The 25915-nt window shown below is 70.5% G+C and carries 34 protein-coding genes; 22 read left to right on the top strand and 12 right to left on the bottom strand.

All coding sequences use genetic code 11. The features are described from left to right. The first annotated feature begins 5 nt into the window (after positions 1–5). Entirely contained in the window at positions 6–725 is a 720-nt protein-coding gene (locus tag G5C60_RS34770) for a DUF2071 domain-containing protein (protein WP_165265268.1), read from the top strand. Between the two features lie 3 nt (positions 726–728). Here the strand turns inward: G5C60_RS34770 and G5C60_RS34765 are convergent, their stop codons facing one another. Beyond that, positions 729–1730 (bottom strand): alpha/beta fold hydrolase, encoded by a 1002-nt coding sequence (locus G5C60_RS34765; RefSeq protein WP_165265262.1) that lies wholly within the window; start codon positions 1728–1730, stop codon positions 729–731. Between the two features lie 271 nt (positions 1731–2001). On the opposite strand from G5C60_RS34765, the gene G5C60_RS34760 reads away from it, so the two are divergent. From G5C60_RS34760 to G5C60_RS34740, 5 genes are all read left to right on the top strand, one after another. Next, entirely contained in the window at positions 2002–3411 is a 1410-nt protein-coding gene (locus G5C60_RS34760) for a S1 family peptidase (protein ID WP_165265260.1), read from the top strand. Positions 3412–3434: 23 nt separating this feature from the next. Next, the gene (locus tag G5C60_RS34755) at positions 3435–4613 is read left to right on the top strand and encodes a damage-control phosphatase ARMT1 family protein (protein ID WP_165265258.1); all 1179 of its coding nucleotides are present in this window, start codon (positions 3435–3437) and stop codon (positions 4611–4613) included. A gap of 61 nt (positions 4614–4674) precedes the next feature. Beyond that, the gene (locus tag G5C60_RS34750; protein ID WP_165265256.1) at positions 4675–5079 is read left to right on the top strand and encodes a hypothetical protein; all 405 of its coding nucleotides are present in this window, start codon (positions 4675–4677) and stop codon (positions 5077–5079) included. An 86-nt stretch (positions 5080–5165) separates the two neighbouring features. Then, the gene (locus G5C60_RS34745; RefSeq protein ID WP_165265254.1) at positions 5166–5819 is read left to right on the top strand and encodes a DUF3105 domain-containing protein; all 654 of its coding nucleotides are present in this window, start codon (positions 5166–5168) and stop codon (positions 5817–5819) included. Positions 5820–5938: 119 nt separating this feature from the next. Next, the gene (locus G5C60_RS34740; protein WP_165265252.1) at positions 5939–6760 is read left to right on the top strand and encodes an ankyrin repeat domain-containing protein; all 822 of its coding nucleotides are present in this window, start codon (positions 5939–5941) and stop codon (positions 6758–6760) included. 17 nt (positions 6761–6777) lie between these two features. On the opposite strand, the gene G5C60_RS34735 is transcribed toward G5C60_RS34740, so the two are convergent. After that, positions 6778–7953, bottom strand: coding sequence for a PucR-like N-terminal domain-containing protein (locus tag G5C60_RS34735; RefSeq protein WP_165265250.1), 1176 nt, complete (start codon positions 7951–7953; stop codon positions 6778–6780). 293 nt (positions 7954–8246) lie between these two features. On the opposite strand from G5C60_RS34735, the gene G5C60_RS34730 reads away from it, so the two are divergent. Next, a complete protein-coding gene (locus tag G5C60_RS34730) occupies positions 8247–9401 on the top strand; it encodes a PucR-like N-terminal domain-containing protein (RefSeq protein ID WP_478503706.1) in 1155 nt (384 codons plus the stop codon). 70 nt (positions 9402–9471) lie between these two features. Beyond that, complete coding sequence (locus G5C60_RS34725) at positions 9472–10353, top strand: poly(ethylene terephthalate) hydrolase family protein (protein ID WP_165265246.1); 882 nt, start codon at positions 9472–9474, stop codon at positions 10351–10353. Here the strand turns inward: G5C60_RS34725 and G5C60_RS34720 are convergent. The 3 genes from G5C60_RS34720 to G5C60_RS34710 all read right to left on the bottom strand — a co-directional run bounded on the left by G5C60_RS34720 (position 10350) and on the right by G5C60_RS34710 (position 12509). Further along, a complete protein-coding gene (locus G5C60_RS34720) occupies positions 10350–11300 on the bottom strand; it encodes an endonuclease/exonuclease/phosphatase family protein (protein ID WP_165265244.1) in 951 nt (316 codons plus the stop codon). The two genes, G5C60_RS34725 and G5C60_RS34720, sit on opposite strands and share 4 nt — an antisense overlap. A 222-nt stretch (positions 11301–11522) precedes the next feature. After that, the gene (locus G5C60_RS34715) at positions 11523–11714 is read right to left on the bottom strand and encodes an antitoxin (RefSeq protein ID WP_165265242.1); all 192 of its coding nucleotides are present in this window, start codon (positions 11712–11714) and stop codon (positions 11523–11525) included. A 102-nt stretch (positions 11715–11816) separates the two neighbouring features. Next, positions 11817–12509 carry a ribonuclease H family protein gene (locus G5C60_RS34710; RefSeq protein ID WP_165265240.1) on the bottom strand — a complete coding sequence of 231 codons (693 nt, stop codon included), beginning with the start codon at positions 12507–12509 and terminating at the stop codon, positions 11817–11819. A gap of 216 nt (positions 12510–12725) precedes the next feature. Here G5C60_RS34710 and G5C60_RS34705 point away from each other — a divergent pair, with 216 nt between their 5' ends. From G5C60_RS34705 to G5C60_RS34680, 6 genes are all read left to right on the top strand, one after another. Beyond that, positions 12726–13649 (top strand): SIS domain-containing protein, encoded by a 924-nt coding sequence (locus tag G5C60_RS34705; RefSeq protein ID WP_165265238.1) that lies wholly within the window; start codon positions 12726–12728, stop codon positions 13647–13649. Between the two features lie 169 nt (positions 13650–13818). After that, a complete protein-coding gene (locus G5C60_RS34700; protein ID WP_206440351.1) occupies positions 13819–14202 on the top strand; it encodes a hypothetical protein in 384 nt (127 codons plus the stop codon). A gap of 116 nt (positions 14203–14318) precedes the next feature. Then, positions 14319–14984: a TetR family transcriptional regulator gene (locus tag G5C60_RS34695; protein ID WP_165265266.1), complete on the top strand. Its 666-nt coding sequence runs from the start codon at positions 14319–14321 to the stop codon at positions 14982–14984. 112 nt (positions 14985–15096) lie between these two features. After that, positions 15097–15504 carry a Zn-ribbon domain-containing OB-fold protein gene (locus tag G5C60_RS51270; protein WP_206440353.1) on the top strand — a complete coding sequence of 136 codons (408 nt, stop codon included), beginning with the start codon at positions 15097–15099 and terminating at the stop codon, positions 15502–15504. Between the two features lie 68 nt (positions 15505–15572). After that, positions 15573–16082, top strand: coding sequence for a mycothiol transferase (locus G5C60_RS34685; protein WP_165265232.1), 510 nt, complete (start codon positions 15573–15575; stop codon positions 16080–16082). Between the two features lie 172 nt (positions 16083–16254). Then, positions 16255–16683: a DUF2267 domain-containing protein gene (locus tag G5C60_RS34680; protein ID WP_165265230.1), complete on the top strand. Its 429-nt coding sequence runs from the start codon at positions 16255–16257 to the stop codon at positions 16681–16683. 66 nt (positions 16684–16749) lie between these two features. Here the strand turns inward: G5C60_RS34680 and G5C60_RS34675 are convergent, their stop codons facing one another. Further along, the gene (locus G5C60_RS34675; protein WP_165265228.1) at positions 16750–17142 is read right to left on the bottom strand and encodes an STAS domain-containing protein; all 393 of its coding nucleotides are present in this window, start codon (positions 17140–17142) and stop codon (positions 16750–16752) included. 233 nt (positions 17143–17375) lie between these two features. On the opposite strand from G5C60_RS34675, the gene G5C60_RS34670 reads away from it, so the two are divergent. Genes G5C60_RS34670 through G5C60_RS34660 form a run of 3 tightly spaced genes read left to right on the top strand, consistent with a single transcriptional unit; the run spans position 17376 to position 19312 of the window. Further along, the gene (locus G5C60_RS34670) at positions 17376–18020 is read left to right on the top strand and encodes a phosphoribosyltransferase (protein WP_165265226.1); all 645 of its coding nucleotides are present in this window, start codon (positions 17376–17378) and stop codon (positions 18018–18020) included. Next, positions 18017–18943 carry a polysaccharide pyruvyl transferase family protein gene (locus G5C60_RS34665; protein WP_165265224.1) on the top strand — a complete coding sequence of 309 codons (927 nt, stop codon included), beginning with the start codon at positions 18017–18019 and terminating at the stop codon, positions 18941–18943. The genes G5C60_RS34670 and G5C60_RS34665 overlap by 4 nt, the downstream gene beginning before the upstream one ends. 60 nt (positions 18944–19003) lie before the next feature. Next, positions 19004–19312 (top strand): DUF3040 domain-containing protein, encoded by a 309-nt coding sequence (locus G5C60_RS34660; protein WP_165265222.1) that lies wholly within the window; start codon positions 19004–19006, stop codon positions 19310–19312. A gap of 84 nt (positions 19313–19396) precedes the next feature. Here G5C60_RS34660 and G5C60_RS34655 read toward each other — a convergent pair whose 3' ends face one another. Continuing rightward, complete coding sequence (locus G5C60_RS34655) at positions 19397–19849, bottom strand: YbhB/YbcL family Raf kinase inhibitor-like protein (protein WP_165265220.1); 453 nt, start codon at positions 19847–19849, stop codon at positions 19397–19399. Between the two features lie 497 nt (positions 19850–20346). On the opposite strand from G5C60_RS34655, the gene G5C60_RS34650 reads away from it, so the two are divergent. Both G5C60_RS34650 and G5C60_RS34645 read left to right on the top strand, forming a co-directional pair. Then, complete coding sequence (locus tag G5C60_RS34650; protein ID WP_165265218.1) at positions 20347–21414, top strand: hypothetical protein; 1068 nt, start codon at positions 20347–20349, stop codon at positions 21412–21414. 54 nt (positions 21415–21468) lie between these two features. Then, the gene (locus G5C60_RS34645; protein ID WP_165265216.1) at positions 21469–22254 is read left to right on the top strand and encodes an alpha/beta fold hydrolase; all 786 of its coding nucleotides are present in this window, start codon (positions 21469–21471) and stop codon (positions 22252–22254) included. 18 nt (positions 22255–22272) lie between these two features. Here the strand turns inward: G5C60_RS34645 and G5C60_RS34640 are convergent, their stop codons facing one another. From G5C60_RS34640 to G5C60_RS34630, 3 genes are read right to left on the bottom strand one after another with little or no spacing between them, the layout of a single operon-like run. Then, complete coding sequence (locus G5C60_RS34640; RefSeq protein ID WP_165265214.1) at positions 22273–22737, bottom strand: SPW repeat domain-containing protein; 465 nt, start codon at positions 22735–22737, stop codon at positions 22273–22275. A gap of 38 nt (positions 22738–22775) precedes the next feature. Beyond that, positions 22776–23285: a hypothetical protein gene (locus tag G5C60_RS34635; RefSeq protein ID WP_165265212.1), complete on the bottom strand. Its 510-nt coding sequence runs from the start codon at positions 23283–23285 to the stop codon at positions 22776–22778. Further along, positions 23282–23716 (bottom strand): molybdopterin dinucleotide binding domain-containing protein, encoded by a 435-nt coding sequence (locus G5C60_RS34630; RefSeq protein WP_420907439.1) that lies wholly within the window; start codon positions 23714–23716, stop codon positions 23282–23284. Before G5C60_RS34630 ends, G5C60_RS34635 begins: the two co-directional genes overlap by 4 nt. Positions 23717–23794: 78 nt before the next feature. Between G5C60_RS34630 and G5C60_RS34625 the strand changes: the two genes are divergently transcribed. Genes G5C60_RS34625 through G5C60_RS34615 form a run of 3 tightly spaced genes read left to right on the top strand, consistent with a single transcriptional unit; the run spans position 23795 to position 24948 of the window. Then, positions 23795–24199, top strand: a complete 405-nt coding sequence (locus tag G5C60_RS34625) for a DUF2267 domain-containing protein (protein WP_165265210.1) — start codon at positions 23795–23797, stop codon at positions 24197–24199. Positions 24200–24223: 24 nt separating this feature from the next. After that, positions 24224–24715, top strand: coding sequence for a hypothetical protein (locus G5C60_RS34620; protein ID WP_165265208.1), 492 nt, complete (start codon positions 24224–24226; stop codon positions 24713–24715). Between the two features lie 32 nt (positions 24716–24747). Then, positions 24748–24948 (top strand): hypothetical protein, encoded by a 201-nt coding sequence (locus G5C60_RS34615; protein WP_165265206.1) that lies wholly within the window; start codon positions 24748–24750, stop codon positions 24946–24948. A 60-nt stretch (positions 24949–25008) separates the two neighbouring features. Here G5C60_RS34615 and G5C60_RS34610 read toward each other — a convergent pair whose 3' ends face one another. Next, a complete protein-coding gene (locus tag G5C60_RS34610; RefSeq protein WP_165265204.1) occupies positions 25009–25326 on the bottom strand; it encodes a DUF2795 domain-containing protein in 318 nt (105 codons plus the stop codon). 104 nt (positions 25327–25430) lie between these two features. After that, positions 25431–25915, bottom strand: a 485-nt coding sequence (locus G5C60_RS34605; RefSeq protein WP_420907438.1) for a glycosyltransferase family 2 protein, incomplete at its 5' end; no start/stop codon positions are given.

Genomic DNA, 25915 nt, shown 5'->3' with positions numbered 1-25915 from the left:
CCCCGATACGCACTCCCCTCCTCACCCAGCAGTGGCTCGACCTGGCCTTCATCCACTGGGCCGTCGAACCGGACGTCGTGGCAGGGCTGTTGCCGAGCGGGACTGTTCCCGACACGCATGACGGGGTGACGTACGTCGGGCTCGTCGCCTTTCGGATGCACCGGGTCGGGTGGCTTCGACTGCCCGGAGTGCCGTATCTCGGGACCTTTCCGGAGACCAACGTGCGCCTGTACTCGGTGGACGCGCACGGGCGGCGCGGTGTCGTCTTCCGGTCGATGGACGCCTCACGGCTGATCCCGGTGGTGATGGGACGCGCCGGCTTCCGGCTGCCGTACCTGTGGTCCCGGATGACCGTGCGTGCCGCCGGCGACACCGTCACGTACGCCAGTTCCCGCCGCTGGCCCGGCCCGCGCGGCGCGTACAGCCGCATCACCGTACGGACCGGTGAACGCATCGAGGAGCCCACCGAGTTGGAGCATTTCCTCACCGCACGCTGGGGCATGCACAACGCCTTCTTCGGCGGCGCCGAATCGGTGGCGTACTTGCCGAACCACCACCCCCGCTGGCCCCTGTACCGCGCCGAGCTGGTCACCTGCGAGGAAACCCTCATCACGGCGGCCGGCCTCCCCGCACCGAGCGACGCCCCGGTCAGCGTCCTGTACTCCCCCGGCGTCCCGGTCCGCCTCGGCCGCCCGGCCCGCCCGGCGGGCATCCCCACCCCGTAACGATCATCGAGCAGCGAGGTCGAGCGAGCCGAGCCATTCGACCAGCAGCCGGCTGACCTCCTCGGGACGTTCCTGCTGTACCCAGTGGCCGCAGTCTTCGAGGAGGTGGGAGGAGACCAGGCCGGGGAGGGTGGTGGGGAACGCCTTGACGGCGTCGGCCAGCCAGGCGATCGAGGCGTCCTTCTCGCCGGCGATGAAGAGGGACGGCTGGGTGATCGGGGCTCCGTCCCAGTCGGCGAGGTCCTCCCAGTCCTGGTCGACGTTGCGATAGCGGTTGAGCGCTCCGGTGAGGCCGGTCCGCTCGAACTCGCCCGCGTAGTGGTCGAGTTCGGCATCGGTGAGCCAGGACGGCCGGTCCTTCACGAACCGGTCGGAGAGCTGTCCGCCGTCGGGGACGAAGAAGACGCCGCCGTCCCCCGCCGAGGGCATCGTGTCGGCCGACAGCGTGGCGTAGAAGCCCGCCAGCCATCCCCGCACGTCCGGCTCGATCTCCGCCTCCGCCCGGCCCGGCTCCTGGAAGTAGCTGACGTAGAACTCCTCGTCCCCGCCGATCATGGCGAACGCGTCGGTCGGCCGGATGGCGTTCCGTGGTGCGTACGGGACACCGAGCAGCCCCACGGCGGTGAAGACGTCCGGCCTGAGCAGGGCGGAGTCGGCCGCGATGGTCGAGCCCCAGTCGTGGCCCACGATCACGGCGGTCTCCTCACCGAGCGCACGGACCACCGCGACGTTGTCCTCGACGTGCGCCGTCATCCGGTACGCCGACACGTCGTGCGGCTTGGAGGAACGCCCGTACCCGCGTACGTCGACAGCGACGGCACGGTAGCCCGCGGCGGCGAGCGCGGGAAGCTGGTGGCGCCAGGAGTACCAGGACTCGGGGAAGCCGTGGACCAGGAGGACCAGCGGGCCGGTCCCCTGCTCCACAAGATGAATACGGCCACCGGGGACATTCACCAGTCGGTGCTGTGCGTCCGCCGGTGTGTACGGGCTGGAGACCTGCGACATATGCCCTCTGTCCTCCTCGGAACGGGGATCCACCGACTCGATCGTGCAAGGCGTGGCTGCGGCGGCGCGAGCCATGTTGCTGTTCCGGCAACAAGCCCATGTCCACCGCCCCTTCGGCGTGCGCCCGACCGGCAGGTTCCAGCCGAGTCCGAAGAACGGCCGGGTCAGGTGAACCGGACGGTATGTCGGCACGTACTGAAGGAGGGCGTTCAGCTTGCGTGGGCGCTCGCACGGGTGACGCTGTGTCAGGACGGCCGCACGGGAGCCATGGATGAGGCATGCACGACGGAACGTTCAGCGATTCGCACGGTTCGCCGCCATAGGCGGACTGGTCTGCGGAGGGCTGATGGTCTCGAACGCCATGGCGGGCGAGACGCCGGACGAGCCGGCGAGTCCGGGCGCCGTGACCCGGTCCGCCGACACGGGCCGGAGCCTCGTCTCCGAGCTGGGCACCTCGCGTACGGCGGGCACCTGGATCGGGACTGACGGGCGCCCGGTCGTCGCGGTGACCGACGAGGAGGCGGCGGCCGATGTACGCAAGGCGGGCGCCCAGGCCAAGATGGTCGACCACGACATGCGCGAACTCCGTTCCGCCACCGCCACGTTGAAGGACTCGCCCCGCGTGTCCGGTACCTCGTGGTCGATGGACTACGCCAACAACCAGGTGGTCGTCCGCGCGGACAGCACCGTCTCCGCCGACGAGTGGTCACGGCTGACCAAGGTCGCGGAGAGTATCGGCAAGTCCGTACGGATGGAGCGCATCGAGGGCACGTACACCCCCCGTCTCAACGGCGCCGAGCCGCTCTTCGCCGGTGCGGGCCGCTGCTCGGCGGGCTTCAACGTCACCAACGGCCGGGCCGACTTCATTCTGACCGCGGGCCACTGCGGGCCCGAGGGCACCACCTGGTTCTCGGATCCGCAGGGCACCCAGCAGGTCGGGACGACCGTCGACGGGGAGTTCCCCAGCAGTGACTTCTCCCTCGTGCAGTACGACACCGGTACCGCACCCAGCAGGCCCGACGTGGTGGCCATCGGCAACGGCGAGGGCGTGCGGATCACCGGAGCGGGCGATCCGGCCGTCGGTCAGGAGGTCTTCCGCAGCGGCAGCACCACGGGGCTCCAGTCCGGCGAGGTGACCGGTCTGGACGCGACGGTCAACTATCCGCAGGGCACGGTCACCGGGCTCATCGAGACCACGGTGTGCGCCGAACCGGGCGACAGCGGCGGCCCGATGTTCGCCGACGGCCTGGCGCTGGGCGTCACCTCGGGAGGCAACGGGGACTGCGACAGCGGCGGCACGACGTTCTTCCAGCCGGTCACCAAGGCGCTGGACCGGCTGGGCGTACAGCTGGCGAGTGATTCCGATTCGGGCGGCCAGGCGGCGAGCCCCTCGGCCGGCAACGACGCGGAAGCGGGCAACGACGCCGGCAACGAGGCGGGCGCGGGCGTGCCCCCCGGCGGGTCCTCCGCCGCGCCCGGAGCCATGGGACCGGTGCAGACGGTGCCCGAGGGCGGGACGGACAGCGCGTCGTCGGCGTTGGAGCGCATCGCGGACTTCAGGAATCTCGGACCGGGACTGCTGGTCATCGCCGGAAGCCTGATCGCACTGGTGGCGATCCAGATCCGTATGGAACGGGGACGCAGGCAGTACCGCAACCAGTACTCACAGAGCTGGGGCTGACCCCCACACTGCACACTGGAGGAATGACGCGTCCCAGCCCAGCGCCCGACGAGCGCGCCCCTGTCGTTGTCAGCACCGCCGGCTCCTTCGCGCGGAGTGTGCTGGACGAGCGGCACCCCGCCCTCATCGAGCGCGTGCGGCAGGCCACGCCGTATCCGCCCGAGCAGCAGCTCGCGCTTGACGTCCTCCTGGAGGAGATCACCGAGGGAGTGATCGAGCGGCTGGACGACCGCGAACCGGGTGCCGGGCAGTGGCGGGAGGAGCCCTACTACGGGCAGCGCTGGCCGGACGTGCCGTTCCTGTGGGCGGAGAGCTTCTTCTACCGCAAACTCCTGGCCGCCCTGCGCTACTTCACGCCGGGCCCGTGGCAGGGCGTCGACCCCTTCGCGCCGTTCAAGAACGCCGAACTCGCGAGCTCCAAGGTCGACGACGAGTTGTCCGCGCTCGACCGGCTCCCCCAACTCCCGGTGGAGGAACAGGACCGCACTCTCCTGCACTCCTCGCTCTGGGGCAACCGGGCCGATCTCGGCTTCCAACTGTCCGCGGGCGCCAAGGGGTTGGGCGAGCGCGTACCAGGTCTCGTGGTGGACGACTCCGCCGCGCTCTGGGAGATCCTGGCCACCGCACGGCCCGGCACCGTCTGCCTGGTCGCCGACAACGCCGGGCCCGAGCTGCTCCCCGACCTCGTACTCGCCGATCACCTGCTGACCACGCGGCGGGCGGCCTCCGTGGTCCTGCACCTCAAGCCGTATCCGTACTACGTCTCCGACGCCACCACCGCCGACGTCCTGTCCTGCCTGGACCGGCTGACCGCCGCGTCCGGGTACGCGACGGACATCGGCAAGCGGCTGCGGCAGGCCGTCACGAGCGGCCGCCTCATCCTGCGTACGCACCCGTTCTCCTGCGCACCGCTCCCCTACGCACACATGCCGGCCGACCTCAGGGAGGACTTCGCGTCCGCCGTCCTCACCATCATGAAGGGCGACCTCAACTACCGCCGCCTGGTGGGCGACCGGCACTGGCCGGCCACCATCCCCTTCGCCGAGGTCACCGACCACTTCCCGGGCCCGGTCGCCGCGCTGCGCACTCTCAAGTCGGACGTCGCCACCGGTCTTGGACCCCGGACCGTGGCGGAGCTGGACGCGAGCGGCGAGACCTGGCGTACGAGCGGAACGCACGCACTCGTCCAGGTCAGGGCCTGACCCTACGCGTAGGCCCGGGGCCCGCGAAGCACTGTCACAGGCACCCCATAACATCACCGTGATGAGCAGCCGGACACCGCAGCACAGACTCCGCGCCACAGGTCGCGCGGCGCTCTGCCCTGCCCTGGCCCTGCTGCTCGCGACGCTGGTGATGTGTCTGGGGTGCGGGATGTACGACCGCGAGGAGCGGGCCGCCGCTCCCCTGGTCGCCGCCCCCGATTCCGTGGCGTCCGTGGCTTCCATGGCCGAGGAGCGGCTGGGCTCGCCCGCCGGGCACAACGACGCGTGCAGCGGCACGCCGAGCCACGAGATACGCGCGGTGCTGCCCGTGGCGGCGCTGCCGCTGCCCGCGGTCCTGGCCCGCGTACCGTTCGTGCCGCGACCGGCCGCCGCTTCGTACTCCCCTGCTCTTCCGGCCGCGCGCGCTGCTCCGGATCTCCATGTTCTCCAGGTGCAGCGGATCTAGACCGACGTCCTTCCACGACGTCCGTCCAATCCCGCACCCACCGCCGCTCGACCGACCCGTGCGGCGGGGACAAGGAACATATCCGCATGAGCAAGACCAGCAAGAAGTCGGCCGCCGCGGCGCGCAAGGCGCGCATAGAGGAGATGCGGCGCGCGGAGAAGGCCCGCGAGCGCAGAAACCGCATCCTCACGATCACGATCAGCACGGTCATCGTCGCCGGGCTGGTCGGCTTCGGCGCGTACGCCCTCGACAACGTCAATGACAAGGAGGAGGCGAAGAACGCGGCCGCGAAGAAGCCCGTCAAGGGCGAGAAGTCCTGGGACGCGAAGAAGCTGGGCCGCAACCACGTCACGAAGGCCGTGTCGTACCCGATGAACCCGCCGGTCGGCGGCGACCACGATCAGGCGTGGATGACCTGTGACGGCACGGTCTACAAGAAGGCGATCCCGAACCAGAACGCGGTGCACTCTCTGGAGCACGGGGCGGTCTGGGTGACGTACAACGACAAGGCGGCGGACGCCGATGTGCAGCGTCTCGCCGACAAGGTCGACAAGACGCCCTACACGCTGATGAGCCCGGTCGACGACCAGTCCGGGACCGTCATGCTGTCGGCCTGGGGCAAGCAGCTCACCGTCGACAAGGCGTCCGATCCGCGGGTCGAGCAGTTCTTCACCAAGTACGTGCAGGGCGCGCAGACCCCGGAGCCGGGGGCTGCCTGCACCAACGGGTTGAGCGGATAGCCGATCGGACAAGGGATGCGCGGCGCCGGGCTCGTCGGGAGTCCGGCGCCACGGGCTGGAGGTTTTCTGGCAGGCTCAGCTCAGGGCGCATGGTTCCGGCGCCGGGCAGGAGACGTGTGATGGAGACGCTCGACTCGCAGGACCCGCTGGCCCTCGCGGTGACCGAGGCGATTCGCGGCGGTGATCTGCCGGCGCTCCGGCAGTGCCTCGCCGAGCATCCCGGGCTGGCCGTAGCGCGGATCGTCGAGCACGGCTGTGGCCCCGGGAGCCGCACCCTGCTGCACATCGCCGCGGACTGGCCCGGTCATTTCCCCAACGGTCCCGCGGTCGTCGCCATGCTCGTGGCGGCGGGCGCGGATCCCAACGCCCGTTTCGAAGGAGCCCATTCCGAGACCCCGCTGCACTGGGCGGCGAGCAGCAACGACGTCCCGATGCTCGACGCGCTCGTCCGGGCGGGCGCCGACATCGAGTCTGCGGGCGCCGTGATCGGTGGCGGCACCCCGCTCGCCGACGCGCGCGGTTTCGGCCAGTGGCGGGCGGCGTACCGGCTCGTCGAACTCGGGGCGCGTACGACGCTTGAGGACGCCGCGACGCTCGGCCTGCTCGACCGGGTGAAGGTCTTCGTCGAGGGCCTCGCACCGACCGCCGCCGAACCGGTCGGCCTCGAGCCGGCGAACCAGGAAGGCGACCACAAGCCGGCCGACCTCGAGCCGGCGGACCAGGAACCGGCCGGCCACGACGCCGTAACCCGAGCCTTCTGGGGCGCCTGCCACGGCGGCCGGCTGGCCACCGCCGAATACCTCCTGGCGCACGGCGCCGACCTCGACTGGATCGGCTACGACGACAAGACCCCGCTCGACATCGCCCGTGCCGCGGACGCCGACGGGGTGGTCCGCTGGCTGCGCGACCGAGGGGCGAAGGGACGTGCCGAACTGCCCTGACCAGGGGCGAGGGGCGGTCAGTCGGTTCCTGGGGACAGCAGCCAGGTCAGTACGAGCATGGTCTCCAGGTGGCGTTCGGGGTCCGGGCAGGTGCCGCCGGTGAGCTGGGTGATCTGGCGGAGGCGGTAGCGGACCGTCTGTTCGTGGACGTGGAGGCGTTCGGCGGTGTGGACGGCGTTGTCGCCGCAGCGGAGGTAGACCAGCAGGGTTTCGAGGAGGGGCTCCCTGCGGCGGGGCGGCAGTTCGAGGAGCGGTCCGAGGAGGGTCGTCGCGGCGGCTTCGAGGAGGTCGCCCGACTGGAACGCGGACAGGGCGGCCACGTGGTCGACGCAGCGCAGCGGCGCGTCCGCGGGCAGCATCCCGCGCTCGACCAGATCCAGCGCGCGCCGCGCCCAGCGCAACGACACCGCGCCCTGGTCCACGGGCACCGCGGGCCCGAGCGCCCCACCCTTGGCCTTCGGCAGCCAACGTGGGCCGGGGTCACGGGGGTTGGGCAGGATGAGGTACGGAGCGGCGGGGCCGCGGTCGGCGAGCACCTCGGGCGGCAGGACATGCGTCTGCGGGTGGTCCCCCGGCGGCAGGGCGAGCACGGCGAGGGTGCGCGGCAGCTGCCAGCCGGCCGCCGCGGCCAGCTCGGCGAGCGGCCGCGGCCCCTGCCCGGGATCGGCGACCAGTGCGTCCCGCAGCCGGTCCCGCTGTACGTCGACCGGGTCACGGCCGCACACGCCGGCGTACCCGCGCGAGGCCGCCGCGATGGCCGTACTCATCAGCTCGAAGGCGTCCTCGGTCATCGTCGCAAGGACGGACTCCGGCCAGCCCTCGCGGTACGCGTCCTCGATGAGCCGCCGGCACGCCACCCGTCCTCCCAGGTCGAGCGCGTCTCTCAGCATGTCGAGGGGGTGGCCGAGGCGGCCGTGCTGGGCGCCGATGGCCTCGTACAGGGAGACGAGCTCGGCGGTGGCGGCGGGGCTCGGCCGGGTCACGTCGTGGAGCGAGACGAAACAGCTCACCGTCCGGTCGATGACCTGACGTACCGAAAAGCCGTCCGTGCCGTCGGCGATATGCGTGTAGTCCGGCAGCCCGGAGCGTACGGCCTTCTCCATCTCGTCGACGACGGCCGGCATCTGCCGCAGCAGCATCCGGCGCATCTCACCCGGGAGCGGATCGGCGTCCTGTGCGTTCGCGAGGGTCAAGGTGCCTCCCGTGGATTCCCGTGGGGCTGAACAAGCATGAGGGACTCCTGTGACGTACGCCAGATTTCGCGCGCGAGCGCACGCGATAACTGTCATCCGCCTTACACTCCGAACCACGAGGACTCACCCGCTCCTGCTAGACGGATTCGGTGAAGTGCGCTGCTGTACCGCGCCCCTTAAGGGGCGCGGGGCTGTTACATATACGGCTCCGCCGTGGGGGCGCGACAAGCCACAACGGACCCGCAGGTTCATGACCGCACGTCAAGCGGAGCGCCTAGCAAGGGAGTTGCCACGTGTCAGCTGCCGAGCCCGTTTTATCAAGGCGCCCGTGGCACGATCTGCCTCCGGCCCTCGCCCCGGTGCTGCGCACCCGGCTTCCGGAGCTCACCACGGAGATGGTGCAGGCGATCCGCCGGGAGGTACACGGCTACCGGCAGCCGATCGGCTCCGCCGTCGCGCGCGACCTCGCCGAAGCGGTGCGTCTGGCCGCCACGCAGTTCACCGATCTGGTCGAGGAGCCGGACGCGCCGCAGCATCACTACGTGCCGCGCTTCAGAAGGCTGGGCAGGCTGGAGTACCTGAGCGGGCGCGGCATGGACGGGCTGCAGGCCGCGTACCGGATCGGCGCCCGGGTGGCGTGCCGCCGCTACGCGGACGTGGCGCGGGACGCCGCACTGCCGGGGGACATCGCCGTTCCGCTGAGCGAGGCCGTCCTCACGCACATCCACGCCATGGCCGGGGAGTCGGTGGCGGGCTTCGAGGAGGCGCGGGCCGGCGCCGCCGACGACGTCCTGCGCAGCCGTCGTCTGCTCGCGGCACGGCTCCTCGAGCGCCGCCGCGATCCGCTCGCGGAACCACTGCCCGACCTCGCCCGCAGGGCCGCCTGGCCGCTGCCGGAGCGGGTCCGCTGTGTACTGCTGCCCGCCTCCGTCAAGGTGGCAGGGCTCGATGCGGACGTCCTGCGGCTGACCAGGGGCGATGAGCTGCACCTTGTGGTGCCCGACGAACGGCTGCTGACGGTCCTTCAGGGAACCGGTGCCGCGGTGGGCCCGGCCGTCCCCCTGGAGGAGGCCTGGGTGTCGCTGCACTGTGCCCGGCTGGCACGGCGTCTGGGCCGGTCCAGCGCCGAGGACCATCTCTCGGAGCTGCACCTGCTGCACGGTTCCCCGATCGGAAGTCTCCTGGCCGACCAGGTACTCGAGCCGTTGCGAGCTCTGCCGCCGGGCAAGGCGGAACGCCTCACGGACACGCTCGACGCACTGCTCGCCTCCACCGGGCGTACGGCCCCGGAGGTCGCCGCCGCGCTGGGCATCCATCCGCAGACGGCCCGCAACCGGCTGCGTCAGCTGGCCGCGCTGTACGGCGACCGGCTCGACGACCCGGCGTTCCGGTTCGACGCGCAGCTCGCGCTGCGCAGCAGGTCAGCAACGCGTTTCTCGCTCCCCTGACAAAATCCCGTTCAGAATTCAGCAGTTGAGCGAGAAGCGGTACTGAACTTCTGTCAGCATGCTCAGCCGCATGAGACATGCGAGCACCCGCACCGCGAAACGACTCGGACTGCTCTCCGGCGCCGCCGCCCTGGCGGTGACCGGCGCGAGCCTCCTCCCCCAGCAGGCGGAGGCCGGACCCGGGGACTTCCAACGGGGTCCCGCGCCCACCGAGCAGTCCATCACCGCCGAGCGCGGCCCCTTCGCCACGGCCCAGACCACGGTCGACGGGCCCACCTTCAACAGGGGGACCGCCTACTACCCCACCGACACCAGCCAGGGCACCTTCGGAGCCGTGGCCATCAGCCCGGGGTTCGCGTCGCCTGAGGCCGTCATCAGCTGGTACGGCCCCCGCCTCGCGTCCCAGGGTTTCGTCGTACTGACCCTGGAGACCAACTCCGTCAGCGACCAGCCCGACTCCCGGGCGACCCAGTTGGTCAACGCACTCGACTTCCTCGTCCAGAGCAGTTCCGTGAAGAACCGCATCGACCCCAACCGCCTTGCGGTGATGGGTCATTCGATGGGCGGCGGCGGCTCGCTCAAGGCCTCGGAGCTGCGTCCTTCGATCAAGGCCGCCGTTCCGCTCATGCCCTGGAACAACGACAAGACCTGGCAGGGTGACCGGGTACCCACGATGATCATGGGCGCCCAGAACGACGCCATCGCGTCGCCGGCCTCGCACGCGAAGCCGTTCTACGACAGCCTCACCTCCGCACCGGAGAAGGCGTACCTGGAGCTGAGGAGCCAGGGCCACCTGGTGGCGGTCTCCCCCAACACGACGATCGCGAAGTACAGCATCGCCTGGCTGAAGCGGTTCGTCGACGAGGACACCCGCTACGAGCAGTTCCTGTGCCCGGCCCCGACACCGAACCTGCAGATCAGCGAGTACCGGAACACCTGCCCTACGGGCTAGAGCACGACCTCCGCCCACAGGGAATCGTGGTCGGAGTAGTCGCTGTGCACCGTCTCCGCCCGGTTGACCGTCACGGACGGGGGGACGAAGAGGTAGTCGATCTTGTTCAGGCCGAAGGTCGCCTCACCTGCCCGGCAGGGCACCGTCCAGTTGTTCATGTCGTTGCCGCAGGGACTGTCGGCCTCCTTGAACTCTCCCGTCGCCCCGTCCCCGTAGCCGCGGTGATAGAAGCTGTCGGTCGGCGCGGCATCCGGGGTCGTGTTGATGTCGCCCATGAGGAACTTCTTGTAGCCGCGGTAGGTGGTGCTCAAAAGGCGCTTCGCCTCGGCGGCCTCGGTCCGGCGGGCTTCCTGAAGCTTGGGAGCGGAACCGCTCGACATGTGGATCGTGCACACCGCGAGGCGCCGTGTCTGCGAGCGTACGCAGAGCATTTCGCGCTGTTCGCGACCGGCCGGTGAACCCAGGTCGTGTCCTCCGCCCGTCGGAGGGGTGAAGCCGAGGTCGTCGCGGTACAGGATGGCGTTGCCGAATTCCGAGTCGTGCCAGCACCGCGCAGGGGTGCCCACCTCCGGCACCACCGTGTCGAACACCGCCGAGTAGCCGGGCAGGCGGCTGTCGAGCCGCTCCGTCCAGTCGCGACATCCCTCCTGGATGGTCACGAAGGCCGGTTCGCGCTCCTTGATGGTGCGTACGAAGTCGTCGGCCGCCTCGTCGCCCGCCGTCCCGTACTTCGAGTTGCCGCCCGCCATGTTGAACGTGCCGATCCGGTACGTCGCCGCGGCCGGGCTGCCCGGCACAGGCGCCGGGCTCACACGCACGGGCGTCGGATTCGCCTGAAGCGGTGCCGCGCTGGGGGGCAGACCGACGAGCAACAACACGAGGGAAGCCGCCGCCATGACGGCACGGCGGCGGGACGAATGCGGGGCGAGTCTCGTTGTGCCTGCCATGGACGCAGCGCCCCCTCCTGCTTCCGCTGTCGCACCACCATGGCACAGCCCCACAGCTCGCTGGAACAACAGGAGTTCTGGTCATGTGATCCACACGGCGGCCGAAACTGGCCGTTACCGCGGGCATAGTTACGGCAGGCTTCGTTACCGCAGGCATGGACAAGGAAAGGCCCCCGTCGCCCCGGGAGACGGACGTCGCCCCAGGGCCACGAGGAGCCGTGATCAGGACTGCGGCGGTCGGTCCTGACCCTCGCCGCCGAGCTGGTCCTTGAGCTTGTCCTGGGCCGTGTCGACCTGGGTGCTGTACTTGCCCTGGGTCCGGTCGTCCGCGAAGTCGCCGGCCTTGTCGACGCCCTTGGACGTCTGTTCCGGGTGGCCCTTCAGCATGCTCTTGAACTTGTCCATCATGGACATGAGGCATCCTCCTGATCAGCTCACCCCCACCTGTCCAGGGTCACCGCCGGTGGCGGGTTTCGCATCCCAGAGAGGCGGGGGGCGAGCCGAGCCGCCGGAGGGCTACGCCTCCGTGCGGCACTCCGGATGGCCCCAGCCATCAGGGTTCTTGGCGATCGTCGCGCCCGCCGCGTAGGGACGGCCGCAACGGCAGCGGCCGGGGAACTTGGCCTTGAGCGTGCGGGAGGACGAGGCGGAGGTGCGCTTCCGAGGGGACGCCGCCGTCTTGGTCTTGGTCTTGGTCTTGGCTGCGGCGGACGGGGGCGGCTCCGGCGATCCCTGTTCGCTGCCCGCCGCCTCCTGGACGATGGCGGCCCGGCTCGCGGCCCGGTCGGCGAAGTCGTTGAGCGGGTCCCCGCCGACCTGGTGCGCGGGTACATACCGGAACTCCACCGAGCGGCCCTCCAGCAGCTCGTCGATGCGTACGACGAGGTCCTGGTTGGCCACGGGCTTGCCCGCCGCCGTCTTCCAGCCCTTGCTCTTCCACCCGGGCAGCCAGCTCGTGACGGCCTTCATCGCGTACTGCGAGTCCATCCGGATCTCCAGCGGCACGTCCGGGGCCACGGCTGCCAACAGCCGCTCCAGCGCGGTGAGTTCGGCGACGTTGTTGGTCGCCTTTCCCAGGGGTCCGGCCTCCCACGCGACGGGAGTGCCCGTCGCGTCGGCGATGACCCAGGCCCAGCCGGCGGGGCCGGGGTTTCCCTTCGACGCCCCGTCACATGCGGCGATAACGCGTTCAGCCATGCGTACGATCATGCCAGAGCGCTCCGCTGGGTTTTGCGGTTCGAAGCTGCGGCTCGTTTCGAAGCTGCGGGTTCGTTGTGGCTTGTCGCGCAGTTCCCCGCGCCCCTAAAGGGGCCTGCGGCCTCCTTTAGAAGCGCGGTGCCGCACCGGACGTGTAAGCGGATCACCGTCCGTCCCTCATGGCTCGCTGTATGTTGAACCACTGTGGGAGACGAAGGAGGCGCACCGGTGCCATCGCCGCAGCAGGCACGCGCGCAGGCGTCCGCGATCACCTCGGGGAAGCCGGTGCCCGAGGCGGAGGCGGCTCCCACGTCACGGCTGCGGGCGATGTTCGACGGGCCCCGGCTCTCCCCCGGTCAGCGGCGTATCGCGCAGTACCTGATCGAGCACATCACCGAGGCCGCGTTCCTGTCGATCACGGACCTCGCCGAGCGGGTGGGTGTCAGCCAGCCCTCGGTGACACGGTTCGCGACGGCGGTGGGTTTCAGCGGCTACCCCGCGCTGCGGGAGCGCCTCCAGTCGATCGCGCTCAGCACGCTCGCGTCCGCGCCCGACGCCGCCGAGGAGGCCCGCCCGAACGAGCTCCAGGCGGCCGTCGACGCCGAGATCGACAACCTGGAGAACCTGCGGCGCGACTTCGGTGATCCTGAGCAGGTGATCGAGATCGGCCGCGCGCTGTCGCAGTCGACGCCGCTGACGGTCCTCGGTCTGCGGATCTCCGGCTCGCTGGCCGAGTACTTCGCGTACGCCGCCCGGCGTATCCACCCGGACGTCCGGCTTGTGACACGGGGTGGCAGTGTCGCGTACGACGCCCTGCTGCAGTCGCGTGAGGCGGGCGGGACCTGGGTGCTGGCGTTCTCCATGCCCCGGCACGCGCACGAGACGCTGACGGCCCTGCGGGTCGCCCGGCGCGCGGGCCTGCGCGTCGCCCTGATCACGGACCTGGCGCTCGGACCGCTGGCCGACGAGGCCGACGTGGTGTTCGCCTCCGGCACCGGTTCGCGCCTCGTCTTCGACTCCTACGCCGCGCCCGTCGTGATGTCTGCGGCCCTGCTCCAGGCCATGACCGACGCGGATCCCGAGCGCACGCAGGCCCGCCTCGACGAGTACGAGCAGGGCGCGGAGCAGCACGCCTTCTTCCTCAAGGACTGAGGTCCGCCAGAAGGCGGCGATCTCCTTGCACAAGGGGTGATTCAGTCGTATTCAGCGGGACCTTCACATGAATTTTTTCATTCGCTTGCGTACCCGACGGTATATATGAATACTTCTCGCTGATCGGGAGTCCCCCGAACCGCCCCCGGCCACCTCGGAAGCGATGACGATGTCCCTGACGTACTCACCGATCAGCACGGACTGGCCCCGCCAGGTCAAGACGCCCGGCAACCGCGACTGGGAACGATCGGCGGCCAAGTGGCTGCGCGAACTGGTGCCTGACCGCTACGGCAGCTATCCGCTGCTGATCCGCGAGCCCGTTCTCCTCGCCCGCCACGCGCAGATCCAGCTCCAGCAGGAGATACGGGTCGTCCGCACCGCGCTGCACAGCGCGCGGGCCGAGCTGCCCTCCCTCGGGATGCCGGAGTCCGTCATCGAGCACACCATCAAGCTGTACGCCGCCGAGCTCACACAGCTGAACCACATCGCCCGGGGCGTACGCGTCGTCGCCCAGGCCCTGGTGGACGGCAACAGCGGGCGACACGGACGCTGAGCCGGTCGAGCGCCGCACCGCGACACATGGCACCGCGTTCCCCACATGGAGCGCACTGAGTGCCATTCGTCCTGCCCGATGTTAGGTTTCGGCACATGAGGGTTCCGAAGCCGCCGATGCGGGACGCGCTGGTCGCGGCGGCGTTCCAGCTGTTCCTGGAGCGGGGGTACGAACAGACCACCGTCGACGACATCGTGGCGCTCGCCGGGGTCGGACGGCGGTCCTTCTTCCGGTACTTCCCGTCGAAGGAGGACGTGGTCTTCCCCGACCACGAGCGCTGCCTGGCCGACATGACCGCATACCTGAGCAAGGGCGGCGACCAAGGGGACCCGGTGGCGCGGGTCTGCGACGCGGCGCGGCTCGTCCTGCGCATGTACGCGGAGAACCCGACGTTCTCCGTCCAGCGCTACCGCCTGACCAAGAAGGTCCCGGGGCTGCGCGCGTACGAACTCTCGGTGGTCTGGCGGTACGAGCGGGCGCTCGCCGAGTATCTGCGCGGGCGCTTCGCGGGGCAGCCCGACGGAACACTGCGGGCCGATGTGATCGCCGCGGCCGTGGTCGCGGCGCACAACAACGGGCTGCGGTCGTGGCTGCGTTCGGACGGCCAGAGTGACGCGACCGCGGAGGTCGACCACGCGCTCGCCCATGTGCAGCGGACCTTCACCCCGGGCCCCGGACCCGATCCCGCCGAGGACGTCGTCGTGGTCGTCTCCCGGCGCGGGGCGCCGATGTGGCGAGTGGTCCAGGAGATCGAGAGCACGCTGGAACATCCTCCGGATTGAGGGAACTGAGTGCCTTTACGGGTGGCACTGCGTGCCATACGCTGGGTTCAGTGCACGGCGCACATCAGGTTCGCGCACATCAAATTCCGGCCGAGTGCAGGGAGATGACATCGTGTTCCACCCAGGAAGCCGGACCGCGGCGGGCGTGCTCGACGCGGAGACGCCGACGACCACGAGCCAGTCCGAAGAGGGGCTCTTCTACCAGCGCTGCCGCTGGTGCGGTACCGCCATGTTCCACCGGCTGCTCTGCCCGGTCTGCGCGGGCAGCGACCTGCGGACGGAACGCAGCGCGGGCCTGGGCGTCGTACGCCACGCCGCCATCGTCCAGCGCAACACCCCCGCCGCCCGCAATGTGTCCCTCGTCGAGCTGGCAGAGGGGTTCACCGTGCGGGGCCGGGTACTGGGCCCGCTCATCGCGATCCGCGTCGGCGACCGCGTCCAGCTCGCCACGGCCGCGGACCCGGTGCGCCGCGAGCCCGTGTTCAAGCTCCGCGAAGAGCCGTATTCCGGCTGGCTCTGACGCGCGTGGGCGGGCTCTCACGGGAACACTGGCAGGGTCAGCTGCCCGCGCAGAGCGTGGAGGAACCCATGCAAGCCAAGGACGTTCTCGTCGACGCGTACGGTCGCATCCAGGAGGAGGTCCACGCCGTCGTCGACGGACTCTCCGCGGACGAACTCAACGCCCGCCCCGACGGCGACGCCAACTCGATCACCTGGCTCGTCTGGCATCTCACCCGCGTCCAGGACGACCATGTCGCCGATGCCTCCGGCCTGAAACAGGTCTGGCTGTCGCAGGACTGGGCGGACCGCTTCGGTCTCGGCCTCCCCCGCAGGGACACGGGATACGGCCACACCTCACAGAAAGTCGCGAAGGTTCGCGTCGACTCGGGCGACCTTCTGATCGGCTACTACGACGCCGTCCACGAGCAGACGCTGGCCTTCCTGCGCGACCTGGACGACGAGGGGCTGGACCGCGTCGTCGACGAGACCTGGTCCCCACCCGTCACCCTGGGCGTCCGCCTGGTCAGCGTCGTCTCCGACGACCTGCAGCACGTCGGCCAGGCCGCGTTCGTACGGGGACTCCTGGACGGCCGCTGAGGACAGTCCGGGCCTGCGGTCCGGCCCTGCGGTCCGGTGGTCCGGGTCTTCTTTCGGCCTTCGACGCCGCACGGCCGTGTATTCGGCTGCTTCAGGGACACTCGCGTGGTGTACGTGTCCGCCGACATTCCGGAGGAACACGGGCACCACGTACGCAGAGGAGTCGGGAACCATGCGGCACGACGAGCTGATCGCAAAGGTTCGGGAGCGGGCTGAGCTGCCCGACCGGGGCTCCGCCGAGCAGGCGACGCGGGCGGTGCTGTCGACGCTGGCGGAGCGCATACCCGAAGGGCTGGCCGACCATCTGGCCGCGCAGCTGCCCTCGGACCTGGCCGAGTCGATACGGGAGAGGGCCTCTTCGGCCGACAGGAGTCAAGAGCGGCGAGGCGCCGGCGAGCGCTTCGATCTGACGGTGTTCGCGGGCCGGGTCGCCTGGCGCGCCGGCGTGCCCGAGGACGTCGCACTGCGGGAAGCGGTCGCGGTCTTCGAGGTCCTGGACGCGGCGGTGGCGCCCGAGGAGATGGAGAAGGTGGCGAGCGTCCTGCCGCCGGACATCCGTACGCTGCTGCCCGTCGCACGGGCCGACGCCCACGAGGCGTAGCCGCAGCGCGGCGGAGTGCAGCCCCTCGGGCGATGTCGTCGTTTCAGGCGATGTCGTCCTTGCGCGTCAGGCGATGTCGTCCTTGCGGGCGCCTGCCGGTCCGTGGGGAGAGGGCCCGGCCAAGGCGGACGCCAGGTCCGCGACGATGTCGAAGCTGTCCGAGAGCCGGGTCAGACGCAGCAGGCGTTTGTGGCGCGCGTCGTCGAGTACGAGGAGCAGTCGGCTCCGCTCGCCCCGCAGCCGGTTGCGGACCCGGCAGAGCAGGGACAGGCCGCTGCAGTCGAGGAAGGTGACCTGCCGCATATCGAGTACCAGGTGGCGGGGCTGGGTGTTGCAGACGGCGTCGAGGGATGTCATCAGCTCGGTCGTGGCCAGCAGGTCCAGCTCTCCGGAGAGCTCGATGACCGTGCTGCCGCTCAGCGTCCGTTCCCGGAGGCCGTAGTTCGGATGCTCCACCATCGTCCCCAACCCCTTCGGGGTGTGCGCACGTGCGTCCGTAGTGGCGTGGAGGGGGCGAGTGGGGCTCTCTCCCTTGCTGTGCGGCTACCCCTTGTGGGCCACACCAATCGAGTCGCGCCGAAGGAGGGTGGGCGCTTCCTGCCGCATGGCCGACGATCGCGGGGGTACTCGGCGGTCCCGGTTTCCGCATCCACCAGGGAGGACGCACTCAAGGGGCGGAAGGAGTGGACCTCATGCGATTCCGTGACCGAAGGCAGGCCGGTGCGGCCCTGGCCGAACGACTGCTCGCACAGCGGGACGAGGGGGCCTTGCCCGATCCGGTCGTTCTCGCCCTTCCGCGGGGCGGTGTGGTGGTGGCCGGTGAGGTCGCCCGGGCACTCGACGCCCCGCTGGATGTGCTGGTCGCCCGCAAGATCGGAGCGCCGTTCCAGTCGGAGCTCGGTGTCGGCGCGATCGCCGGGGAGGATGAACCGTTGTTCGACGAGCGGGCGCTGGACCGTCTCGGGCTGAGCAAGGCGGCCCTCGAACCGATAGTGGAGCGGGAGCGGGAAGAGCTGCACCGGCGGGAACAGCTCTACCGCAAGGGCCTGGCGATCCCGGAACTCACGGGCCGTACGGCTGTGGTGGTGGACGACGGCGTGGCCACCGGAGTCACCGCACTCGCCGCCCTGCGTTCCGTACGGCGCCATGATCCCGCCCGAGTCACGCTCGCGGTGCCGGTGTGCTCGCCGGAGGCGGCCCGTCTGGTGCGGGAGGAGGCGGACGACGTCGTCTGTCTGCACGAGCCCGCGACGTTCATGGCGGTCGGGCTCTGGTACGAGGAGTTCGACCAGGTGACGGACGACGAGGTGCTCGACGTACTGCACGGGCTGTCGTGACCGCGCACAGGATCCTGCTCACCGGGTGGTTCAGCTTCCGGGACGGAGAGGCCACGGCCGGTGACGTACTCGCTCTGCGGCGGGTCGAGGACGTGCTGGCCCGCGAAGAGCTGCCGTACGACACGGTGTGGAGCCCCGGCTTCCGGCCCGGGGCCCTGCACTTGGAGGACGTACAGCCGGATGCGTACTCCCATCTGGTGTTCGTGTGCGGGCCGCTTCATGGCCCTCAAGTGGCCCGGCTGCACCGGCAGTTCGGGGCATGCAGGCGCATCGCGGTCGGCACCTCCGTGGTCGATCCCATCGATCCTGCCGTGACCGGGTTCCACTTGGTCCTGCCGCGGGATGCTCCCGGTACGGAACCGGTGCGGGACCTCTCGGCGGGTGCTCCCGCCGGCAACCCCACGCCCGTCGTCGGGGTGATCCTCACGCACGGGCAGCAGGAGTACGGCTCTCGTCGGCGGCACGGGGAGGTCGCCGAGACGGTGACGCGGTGGCTCGCGGGAAAGGACTGTGCATGCGTCGAGCTGGAGACGCGACTCGACACCCATGACTGGCGGATGAACTCGACACCCGAGCAGTTCCAGTCCGTACTCGTCCGCTTGGACTGTGTCGTCACCGACCGTCTGCACGGGCTGGTGCTCGCGCTGCGGACCGGAATCCCGGCGCTGGCGGTTGATCCGGTCGCCGGTGGGGCGAAGCTGACGGCTCAGGCGAGGGCCCTCGCGTGGCCGGCCCTCATTCCCGCCGAGCGGCTGGACACCCGCCGGCTGGACCGCTGGTGGGACTGGTGCCTTTCGTCCGGGCGGGTGGCGGCCCGGCAGAGCCGGAGCGAGTTCGTGGCGGCGCCCTCCCCGGACGGCATGGACGATCTCGTCGAGGCGATCTCCGCGACGGCCCTCCGGTCTGCGCGTCCCTCCGGTTAGTTCGGCGGAGCGTGGGGCACCCGTGGTCACCGAGCACCACCCGTCGTAGAGGGAACGAACATGGCGACAGGCCGACTCCCCGATCGCGAACAGCGCATTCTGGAAGAGATGGAAGCGGACCTGCGACGCGACCGACGGCTGCGTCGCAGGCTGCGCACCCTACGGATCAAGCGACGGCTGCACCCCGCGCGGGTCGCCGGTTATCAGCCCCGTGTACCGACCGTCGCGCTTCTGGTGGCGGTGTCGGTCGTCCTCATGGTGGCGGGTATCCGTACCTCCGAGCCGGTCGTGATCTGGGCCTTCGCCGCGCTGTGGCCGCTGACGCTGTTCGGGGTCTTGCGGCTGTTGTGCCGGTGGACGGAACCATGAGGCTCCAACCACTCGGACCACTCGGACCACTCGGACCACTCGGACCGTGAGGCTCCTCGGGCCGTGGGCCCGAGGAGCCACGCCTCAGCGTTGGTAGAGCCCGACCAGTGTGCCGCTGGCCAGCTGCTGACGGTCGAGCACACTGTGCGCGTCCTCGGCCTTGGCGTCGTCCGGGATCGAGACAGGTCCCGGGAGCGCGTACAGCCGGAAGAAGTAGCGGTGTGCCTCATCGCCGACCGGGGGCTGAGGACCACCCCACCCCGGTTCCCCGAAGCCGTTCCTGTGCTGGTGGCCGCCGGGTGGCTTCTCGTCGGCGTCCAGTCCCTCGCTGCGCGGATCGATGCCCGTCACCAGCCAGTGGACGAAGGTGCCCGAAGGCGCGTCCGGATCTTCACACACAAGAGCCAGCTCCACTGTCTCGTCGGGTACTCCGGACCAGGTCAGAGGCGGTGAGACGTTCTCGCCCTGCTTGGCGTAGCGGTCCGGGATCATGGCGTGATCATTGAATGCGGTGCTTTTGAGTTCGATTCCAGCCATGCGCGCCGCAGTACCCCGCGAGAGTGCGGGCACACCTGACGAGGCCGGCAGCGGGTGGCCGAAACGGTGTGGCATGCCCGAAGCGTTAACGCCGCCCCGTGCAGGGAACCCGGCATCCCACCCGTCCGAACCGAGGAGGCCCCTGTGCGAGATCGCCGGCGGGTGAGCCGCACGCTCTGTGACTTCGATTCCTCCGTCGCGGCCGTCCGTGCGGTGAGCAGGTTCCTGCGGGGGCGCGACTTCCGGGCACTCGGTGTGGGGCCCGCATCCCCGCACCTGGCGGGGCTCGCCTCGGCACTGCCCTCCTGGGCGCAACGCCGGCTGTTCGTCACGGCGGGACGGTTCCAGAGCTCGCGCGTGTCCCGGGTCCGCAGGCTCACGAGTGAGGACATGGCCTCATGGACCGTCGACCAGTACGGCCCCGGCCCGTATCCCGCCGTCTTCATCGGCTCCGTCAGCGGTGCCGCCGTGCACCTCGCGGCCGCGATGGGTGCTCCGTGCTGCCGCAGACCTACTTGGTTCCCGTACGGGCCGAGGTCGACCCCGACCGCCCGCGGGCCGCGCTCACGGCGGGTCTGGAACTGGGCCGGAGCATGGTGGCGAGCAACCCGGACCTCGCCCTGTGCCATATGCACGACCCGAGCCAGGACCGGGCGATGCTCGTCCGCTTCCAGTACTTCCGCTTCAAACGGCGGCGGCTCGGGCCGACGCTGGAGCGGTTCCTCGAGGAGCGGCTGGCGCCCGGCGCAACGATCTTCATCGTGGACTGCACCCTGACCTGGCCCGTCACCGTCCTCGGTGAGCGCCACAGCTTCCAGTTCGGCGCCCTGGGCGGCATGTCGCCCGACGAGTACGTCACAGGAAGCGACCGGGTCGCCGAGCATCTCGCCGAACAGCACGCGCCGGTACGCCGCTGGGAGGCACCGCCCGCGGACGAGCAGCAGCCCGAGGCCGAGTGGGGCTACGACGACGGTCTGACGAAGGACATCACCGATGTGGCGGCACGGTGCGGCCACCGGGTGCGGCGCATCACCCTCGCGGAACCCGAGCACCTGAGCCCGACGATCGCGGAGCTGTACCGCTGGTGGCACCGCCGCCGCGGCATCCCCGCCGAACGGCTGCTGGTCGAGACGTACAACCAGTGGGAGCCGCACTGGACGCTGCGCCTGGGCGCGGTGCCGTTCTGGCTGCAGTTCACCGCCAGGTCCTCCCTCGAACTGCTGGAGAGCTACCTCGGCGGGGCCGAGCCGTACCAGCACATCGACGTCAATCTCTTCTCCAACGGCCTGCGTTCGGTCGGCCAGGTGCCGGTGGAGGAGTGGCACGAGGTGGCCGAGCGGTACGCGCTCGAAAGCGGCGGCACCCTCGGCGTGGACGAGGGCGCCTACCCGCGGGACTTCGGTGCCACGATGCGACATCGACCGGCGCTCGCGGCGCTGCCCGAGCGGTATCCGATGCCTTCCCCCCTGGGCCTGAGCGAACTGGACGAGTTCCTCACTCATCTCCCGGCCACGGCGGCCCCGTTGCCGCCGCGCGTCGAGACCCTGGGCCCGACGGGCGGCTGACCGTGACCGCCCGGCGGGGGAAGACGGAGGAAGACGGAGGAAGAACGACCGGCCATGAACGCTCGCGACCAGGACACCCCGGAGTTCCCGGAGCACACCGAGATCACGTACTACGACGGCGGCTTCGGGCGGATGCGCAGCCGTGCGGTCGGCCGGAAGCAGCCGTCGGTGCCCGAGGTCGTACTCGTTCAGGGCATGGGCGTGTCCGACTATCTGCTGCCGGGACTCGCGGCGTTCGGTGAGTGGACCCGGGCCCATCTGGTGGAGCTGCCCGGGTTCGCGGGCAGTGGGGATCCCCCGCATGAGCTGGACGTCCGGGAGTTCGGCAGCTGTGTCGCCGACTGGCTGCGCGACCGGGACCTGGGGCGGGTGATCCTCGTCGGGCACTCCAGCGGCACTCAGGTCGCTGCCCGCGCCGCCGTGGGACACCCGGACGTCGTGGGTGTCGTGCTGGCCAGTCCCACCGTCGACCCCATCGCCAGAAGCCTGCCGCGGCTGCTGCTCCGGTGGCGGCTGGACTCCCGCCACGAACCGTCCGGGCTCAGCGAGTCCCACCGCCCGGAATGGAAACGGGCCGGAATCCGCAGGATGCTGCACATCGCACTGGTGCACCGGGCCGACAAGCTGGAGGAATCCGTCGCCCGGCTGCGCGTTCCCCTGCTGGTGATCCGCGGCCGGGAGGACCGGATCAGTACGGCACGGTGGGGCCGGCAGCTCGCGGACCTGGTCCCCGACGGCCGGTACATCGAGGTGCCTGGAGCGCACACCTTTCCCTGGCCGGTGCCGGACGCCTGGTCGCATCCCGTACGGGAGCTGGCAGCTGCGGCGGGACGCGTCTGAGCCCGGTCGTCGGTGCGGTCAGCCCGCGGCGGTGCTGCCCATGCCTCCTGTACGGCGTGGTCCGGGTGGTCCGGGTGGTCCGGACGGAGTGGATCCGCCGTCCTTCCGCCCGCGGGCGGACACCACCAGGGTCACGGTCGCCAGCGCGGCGATCACCAGCCCGGCGGCCAGATCGTTGGCGCGGGCCACGTCGTTCGTGTCGCTCTGCCCGTACCCCAGCACGTAGGGCGCGATCACCAGCCAGACCCCGAGCGCCAGGATGAGGACGACGGAGGGGCGTCGGCCGAACGGCCGGTGCCGGCGGGTCAGGGCGGCCAGGAACACGCCCACTCCCACCAGGGCTTCGTTCAGACGGGCCTGCTCCACGCCGGCGTCCGAGGGAAAGCCCAGCGCCCAGGAAGAGATCAGTACCCAGCCCGCCGCGACGATGGTGAGCGAGTTGAGGGCCTCGGCCCGGGCGACGGGTCTGCTCGAGCGTGGCATCTTCTGCCTTCTTCCACGCTGCCTGCTGAAGCTCGGGTCTAGCTCGTCAGCACCTGGGGTGAGATCTCCTTCAACTCGGCGTTCGCCCAGCGGAGTTGGCGCAAGGTGTCGGGATGGCATCGTTGTGCGAGGTCGAGCAGCCGGTCGTCCGAGGTGGCCTGGGCGGCCTGGGCGGCCTGGGCCACGAGTTCCCAGTCGACGGAGACCGCGGACGCCCGCTGACAGATCCCTCTCAGATCACGGAGCAGGACCAGTCCCTCGTCCTTGCGACGGCCGGCCTCGCTGCGACGGCCGATGATCTCGCTGCCCTTTTCGCGCAGCCGGCCGACCGGTCCCGGTCCGTCGTCGGGTTCCGGGTCGAGGGCGACGTCGTAGCGCTCGGCGAGTTCGGCCAGCTCGCGGATGTGCCGCCGGGACCAGGCCGCGAGGTCGAGTGCGAGGTGGTGGATGTCGTGCGAGGTCTTGTGCCGTTCGGCGGTGTGGAGCAGTTCCCGGGCCAGTTCACGCTCGTCGTGGTGCAGGTCCCGCAGCACCGGACCGATCTTCATATGTCGCCTCCCGTCGGCGTGCCGCGTACGTCCTCATCGGCCTCCGCCGCCGGCCCACCCCGTGTCTCGCGCACTCCGGAACCGAGCGGCGCGGAGGCGCCCGTCGTCGGAGCCGGGGCGGGGCTGCCGTCCTCCGCCCGGACACGGCGCAGGCGGGCCGCGGCGGTCTTGTAGAGGGGTTGCTTCGATGCGGCGTCCCAGTCGGTGAGGGTCAGCTCGTTGGCGGCCCGGCCGTGGGCCTCGTCGGGCTCCTGCCCCTCGTCGATGTCCCAGTAGCCGTAGTGGAACGGAAGGAACAGCACTCCGTCACGGATACCGCTCACCCGGGCCTTGGCGCGCACGGAGCCGCGTGGCGTGGACACCTCGACCAGGTCTCCCTCCATGACGCCCAGTTCGCTTGCGTCACCGGTCGAGAACTCGCGGCGTTGCACGGCGGGCAAACCACAGCGTTTCGTGGCAAAGCCGGGGGTAACCCGTCCAGGGTGAACGGCAACGAAGCGAGGTGAACCATGCAGCACGACGCCTTTATCGGTCAGGTTCAGGCCCGCGCCCGGCTGGACAGCCGCGGTGCGGCCGAGAGGGCCACCCGGGCCAGCCTGGAGACCCTCGCCGAACGCGTTCCGGCATCGGTCGCGGAGAAGGCCGCGGCCCAGCTGCCGCAGGAGGTCGGAGAGCATCTGCGCCGGGTGGCGTACACACCGGGCGAGCCCTACACCGGCATCCGGATGGACCGGGAGGAGTTCTTCACCCGGGTCGCGCAGCGCGCCGGAACCACCTATCCCAAGGCCCTGCACGAAGCCCGCTGTGTGATCGAGGTCGCGACCGAGGCCACCGACGGCACGCTGGCGACACAGATCCGCCCCGCACTCGACGACGACCTCGCCGAGATCCTGTTCGCGGGCAGCGCGGGCTGAACGGCCTTACCGGAGGGAACTCTCATGGTCCGCAAGAAGGTCGAAGGCGACGAGGACCAGCGGCGCGCGGCGGCGCACCGGGCACACAAGTCCGATGAAGCGCCCAGTGCGCGCGGGCAGACCACCGGTGGCTCGAAGCAGCGTACGCACGTGCCGCACAGCACATCGCTCTCCCACGAAGAGCGAACGGCCCCGGTACACCGGGGCAAGCAGCGGCAGCCCGCAGAGCCGTACGGCCAGCTGGGGCAGACGCCGGAAAGCACGCCTTACCCGAGCGGCCGTCCCGACTACGGCGAAGAGCATGAGCAGGTCTTCCGCGCACTCGTGGACGCCGAGCGCGAACACGGCGGGGAAGGCGTCTACGTGGAGGACGTCGCCCGGGCCGCCGACCTGCCCGCCGAGGAGACCCGCACACTGCTGCACGACCTGGTCTCCGTCCACCACCTCGTCACCGAACTACAGGGAGCCGACGCCCCGGACCAGGGGCCGCGCTTCGAGACCAAGCCGCGACTCTGAACCACTCTTGATCACTCTTGGAGGTGATCGACGTGCCCGAGCCCGGAAGCAAGAAGTACGACACCCGGCGTGCGAGGCTGCGCAAGGACGCGGAGGGGGCCGGGACCCCCGACCAGCATGCCAACGAAGAAGCCAACGAGACGCTGCGGGAGGAAGAGGACTGGCGCAGCCGGGGACCCCGCACGGAACGCGGCCGCGGCCCCAAGGGCGAACGCCCGGAGAGCGCGGGCTGACCCGGAACGCCCGATCCTGTTACGAGGCGAAGCCTCACTCGATCGTGAGGCTTCGCCTCGTCAACGGTCCAGCTCGTCCTCCACCGGCGGCTTCTCCACGGAACGCAAACGCTGCGCCTGTCCCGGCTTTCCGCCCTGACGCGCCTGCTCCGCCCGTTGGGAGGCGCTGAGGTTCAGGTCGGAGTCCGGATCCACGCGCACGGAGCGGGCGACGTCCTCTTTGTTCGTGTACTCCTCCGGCGGTACGCCGCGCAGCGCCGTCAGGACCTCGTCCGACGCGCCGGCGACCCGTGCCGCGCGCAGCAGCTCGTCCTTGTCCGCCGGGAAGGTAGCGCCCTTCAGGGCGTGCAGGACCTCCTGAACGGTCGTGTGAGCCACGGGACTCTCCTCTCTGACCGGTCGCGTACAGCGTTCGCGAGTACCCCGCACGTTCGGGTTCCATGCGCGGGCGCATGATCCGGCAGGTGCGCGTAACCGCCAGCTCAGCCCGTGTACCGGCGGGCCGTCGAGTGACGCTGGGAGTGCTCCAGCAGTTTCAGCCGGGCCTCGACGTCAGGCGGCACCACGGACCGCTCGCGCAGGACCCAGGGCAGCCCGGCGGCCGCCTCGCCGAAGGCCCGCAGCGAGGCCCGGTCGCGGGGGACCGTACGGGCCAGATGCAGAGTGCGGCGCAGCGCGGCGGGGGCCGGGCGGCGCAGCCAGGTGAACCACAGGGTGTTGCGGATGCCTTGGGTGCGGCGCAGCGTGGGGTCCCGTACACGCGACGGACTGTGATGGACCGTCAGCTCCTCGGCGTAGGCCAGCCACCAGCCGTCCGCCGCCAGGTCCGCGGCGAGCAGTTCCTCCTCACCGCCCAGCCACAGGCGCGGGCTGAAGCCGCCCGCGGCACGGAACGCGTCGGTGCGCAGCACGGTGGCGGCGGCCAGGAAGGAGCCGAGGGCGGGGCCGGGCAGCCAACGGGGGCCGG

This window comes from Streptomyces scabichelini, assembly GCF_011045015.1.
Classification (GTDB): domain Bacteria; phylum Actinomycetota; class Actinomycetes; order Streptomycetales; family Streptomycetaceae; genus Streptomyces; species Streptomyces scabichelini.
Note: the sequence above shows the minus strand (reverse complement) of the source record. Positions and strands in the feature narration are given on the sequence as shown.

Excerpts from the sequence above, each read along its gene's own strand:
- G5C60_RS34640 (WP_165265214.1), bottom strand. The coding sequence starts at position 22,737 with ATGCCACGCTCGAGCAGACCCGTCGCCCGGGCCGAGGCCCTCAACTCG.
- G5C60_RS34620 (WP_165265208.1), top strand. The coding sequence starts at position 24,224 with ATGGTCCGCAAGAAGGTCGAAGGCGACGAGGACCAGCGGCGCGCGGCG.
- G5C60_RS34625 (WP_165265210.1), top strand. The coding sequence starts at position 23,795 with ATGCAGCACGACGCCTTTATCGGTCAGGTTCAGGCCCGCGCCCGGCTG.
- G5C60_RS34685 (WP_165265232.1), top strand. The coding sequence starts at position 15,573 with ATGCAAGCCAAGGACGTTCTCGTCGACGCGTACGGTCGCATCCAGGAG.
- G5C60_RS34660 (WP_165265222.1), top strand. The coding sequence starts at position 19,004 with ATGGCGACAGGCCGACTCCCCGATCGCGAACAGCGCATTCTGGAAGAG.
- G5C60_RS34740 (WP_165265252.1), top strand. The coding sequence starts at position 5,939 with ATGGAGACGCTCGACTCGCAGGACCCGCTGGCCCTCGCGGTGACCGAG.
- G5C60_RS34765 (WP_165265262.1), bottom strand. The coding sequence starts at position 1,730 with ATGTCGCAGGTCTCCAGCCCGTACACACCGGCGGACGCACAGCACCGA.
- G5C60_RS34715 (WP_165265242.1), bottom strand. The coding sequence starts at position 11,714 with ATGTCCATGATGGACAAGTTCAAGAGCATGCTGAAGGGCCACCCGGAA.
- G5C60_RS34645 (WP_165265216.1), top strand. The coding sequence starts at position 21,469 with ATGAACGCTCGCGACCAGGACACCCCGGAGTTCCCGGAGCACACCGAG.
- G5C60_RS34635 (WP_165265212.1), bottom strand. The coding sequence starts at position 23,285 with ATGAAGATCGGTCCGGTGCTGCGGGACCTGCACCACGACGAGCGTGAA.
- G5C60_RS34680 (WP_165265230.1), top strand. The coding sequence starts at position 16,255 with ATGCGGCACGACGAGCTGATCGCAAAGGTTCGGGAGCGGGCTGAGCTG.
- G5C60_RS34755 (WP_165265258.1), top strand. The coding sequence starts at position 3,435 with ATGACGCGTCCCAGCCCAGCGCCCGACGAGCGCGCCCCTGTCGTTGTC.
- G5C60_RS34670 (WP_165265226.1), top strand. The coding sequence starts at position 17,376 with ATGCGATTCCGTGACCGAAGGCAGGCCGGTGCGGCCCTGGCCGAACGA.
- G5C60_RS34695 (WP_165265266.1), top strand. The coding sequence starts at position 14,319 with ATGCGGGACGCGCTGGTCGCGGCGGCGTTCCAGCTGTTCCTGGAGCGG.
- G5C60_RS34700 (WP_206440351.1), top strand. The coding sequence starts at position 13,819 with ATGTCCCTGACGTACTCACCGATCAGCACGGACTGGCCCCGCCAGGTC.
- G5C60_RS34720 (WP_165265244.1), bottom strand. The coding sequence starts at position 11,300 with ATGGCAGGCACAACGAGACTCGCCCCGCATTCGTCCCGCCGCCGTGCC.
- G5C60_RS34675 (WP_165265228.1), bottom strand. The coding sequence starts at position 17,142 with ATGGTGGAGCATCCGAACTACGGCCTCCGGGAACGGACGCTGAGCGGC.
- G5C60_RS34710 (WP_165265240.1), bottom strand. The coding sequence starts at position 12,509 with ATGATCGTACGCATGGCTGAACGCGTTATCGCCGCATGTGACGGGGCG.
- G5C60_RS34725 (WP_165265246.1), top strand. The coding sequence starts at position 9,472 with ATGAGACATGCGAGCACCCGCACCGCGAAACGACTCGGACTGCTCTCC.
- G5C60_RS34745 (WP_165265254.1), top strand. The coding sequence starts at position 5,166 with ATGAGCAAGACCAGCAAGAAGTCGGCCGCCGCGGCGCGCAAGGCGCGC.
- G5C60_RS34750 (WP_165265256.1), top strand. The coding sequence starts at position 4,675 with ATGAGCAGCCGGACACCGCAGCACAGACTCCGCGCCACAGGTCGCGCG.
- G5C60_RS34760 (WP_165265260.1), top strand. The coding sequence starts at position 2,002 with ATGAGGCATGCACGACGGAACGTTCAGCGATTCGCACGGTTCGCCGCC.
- G5C60_RS34655 (WP_165265220.1), bottom strand. The coding sequence starts at position 19,849 with ATGGCTGGAATCGAACTCAAAAGCACCGCATTCAATGATCACGCCATG.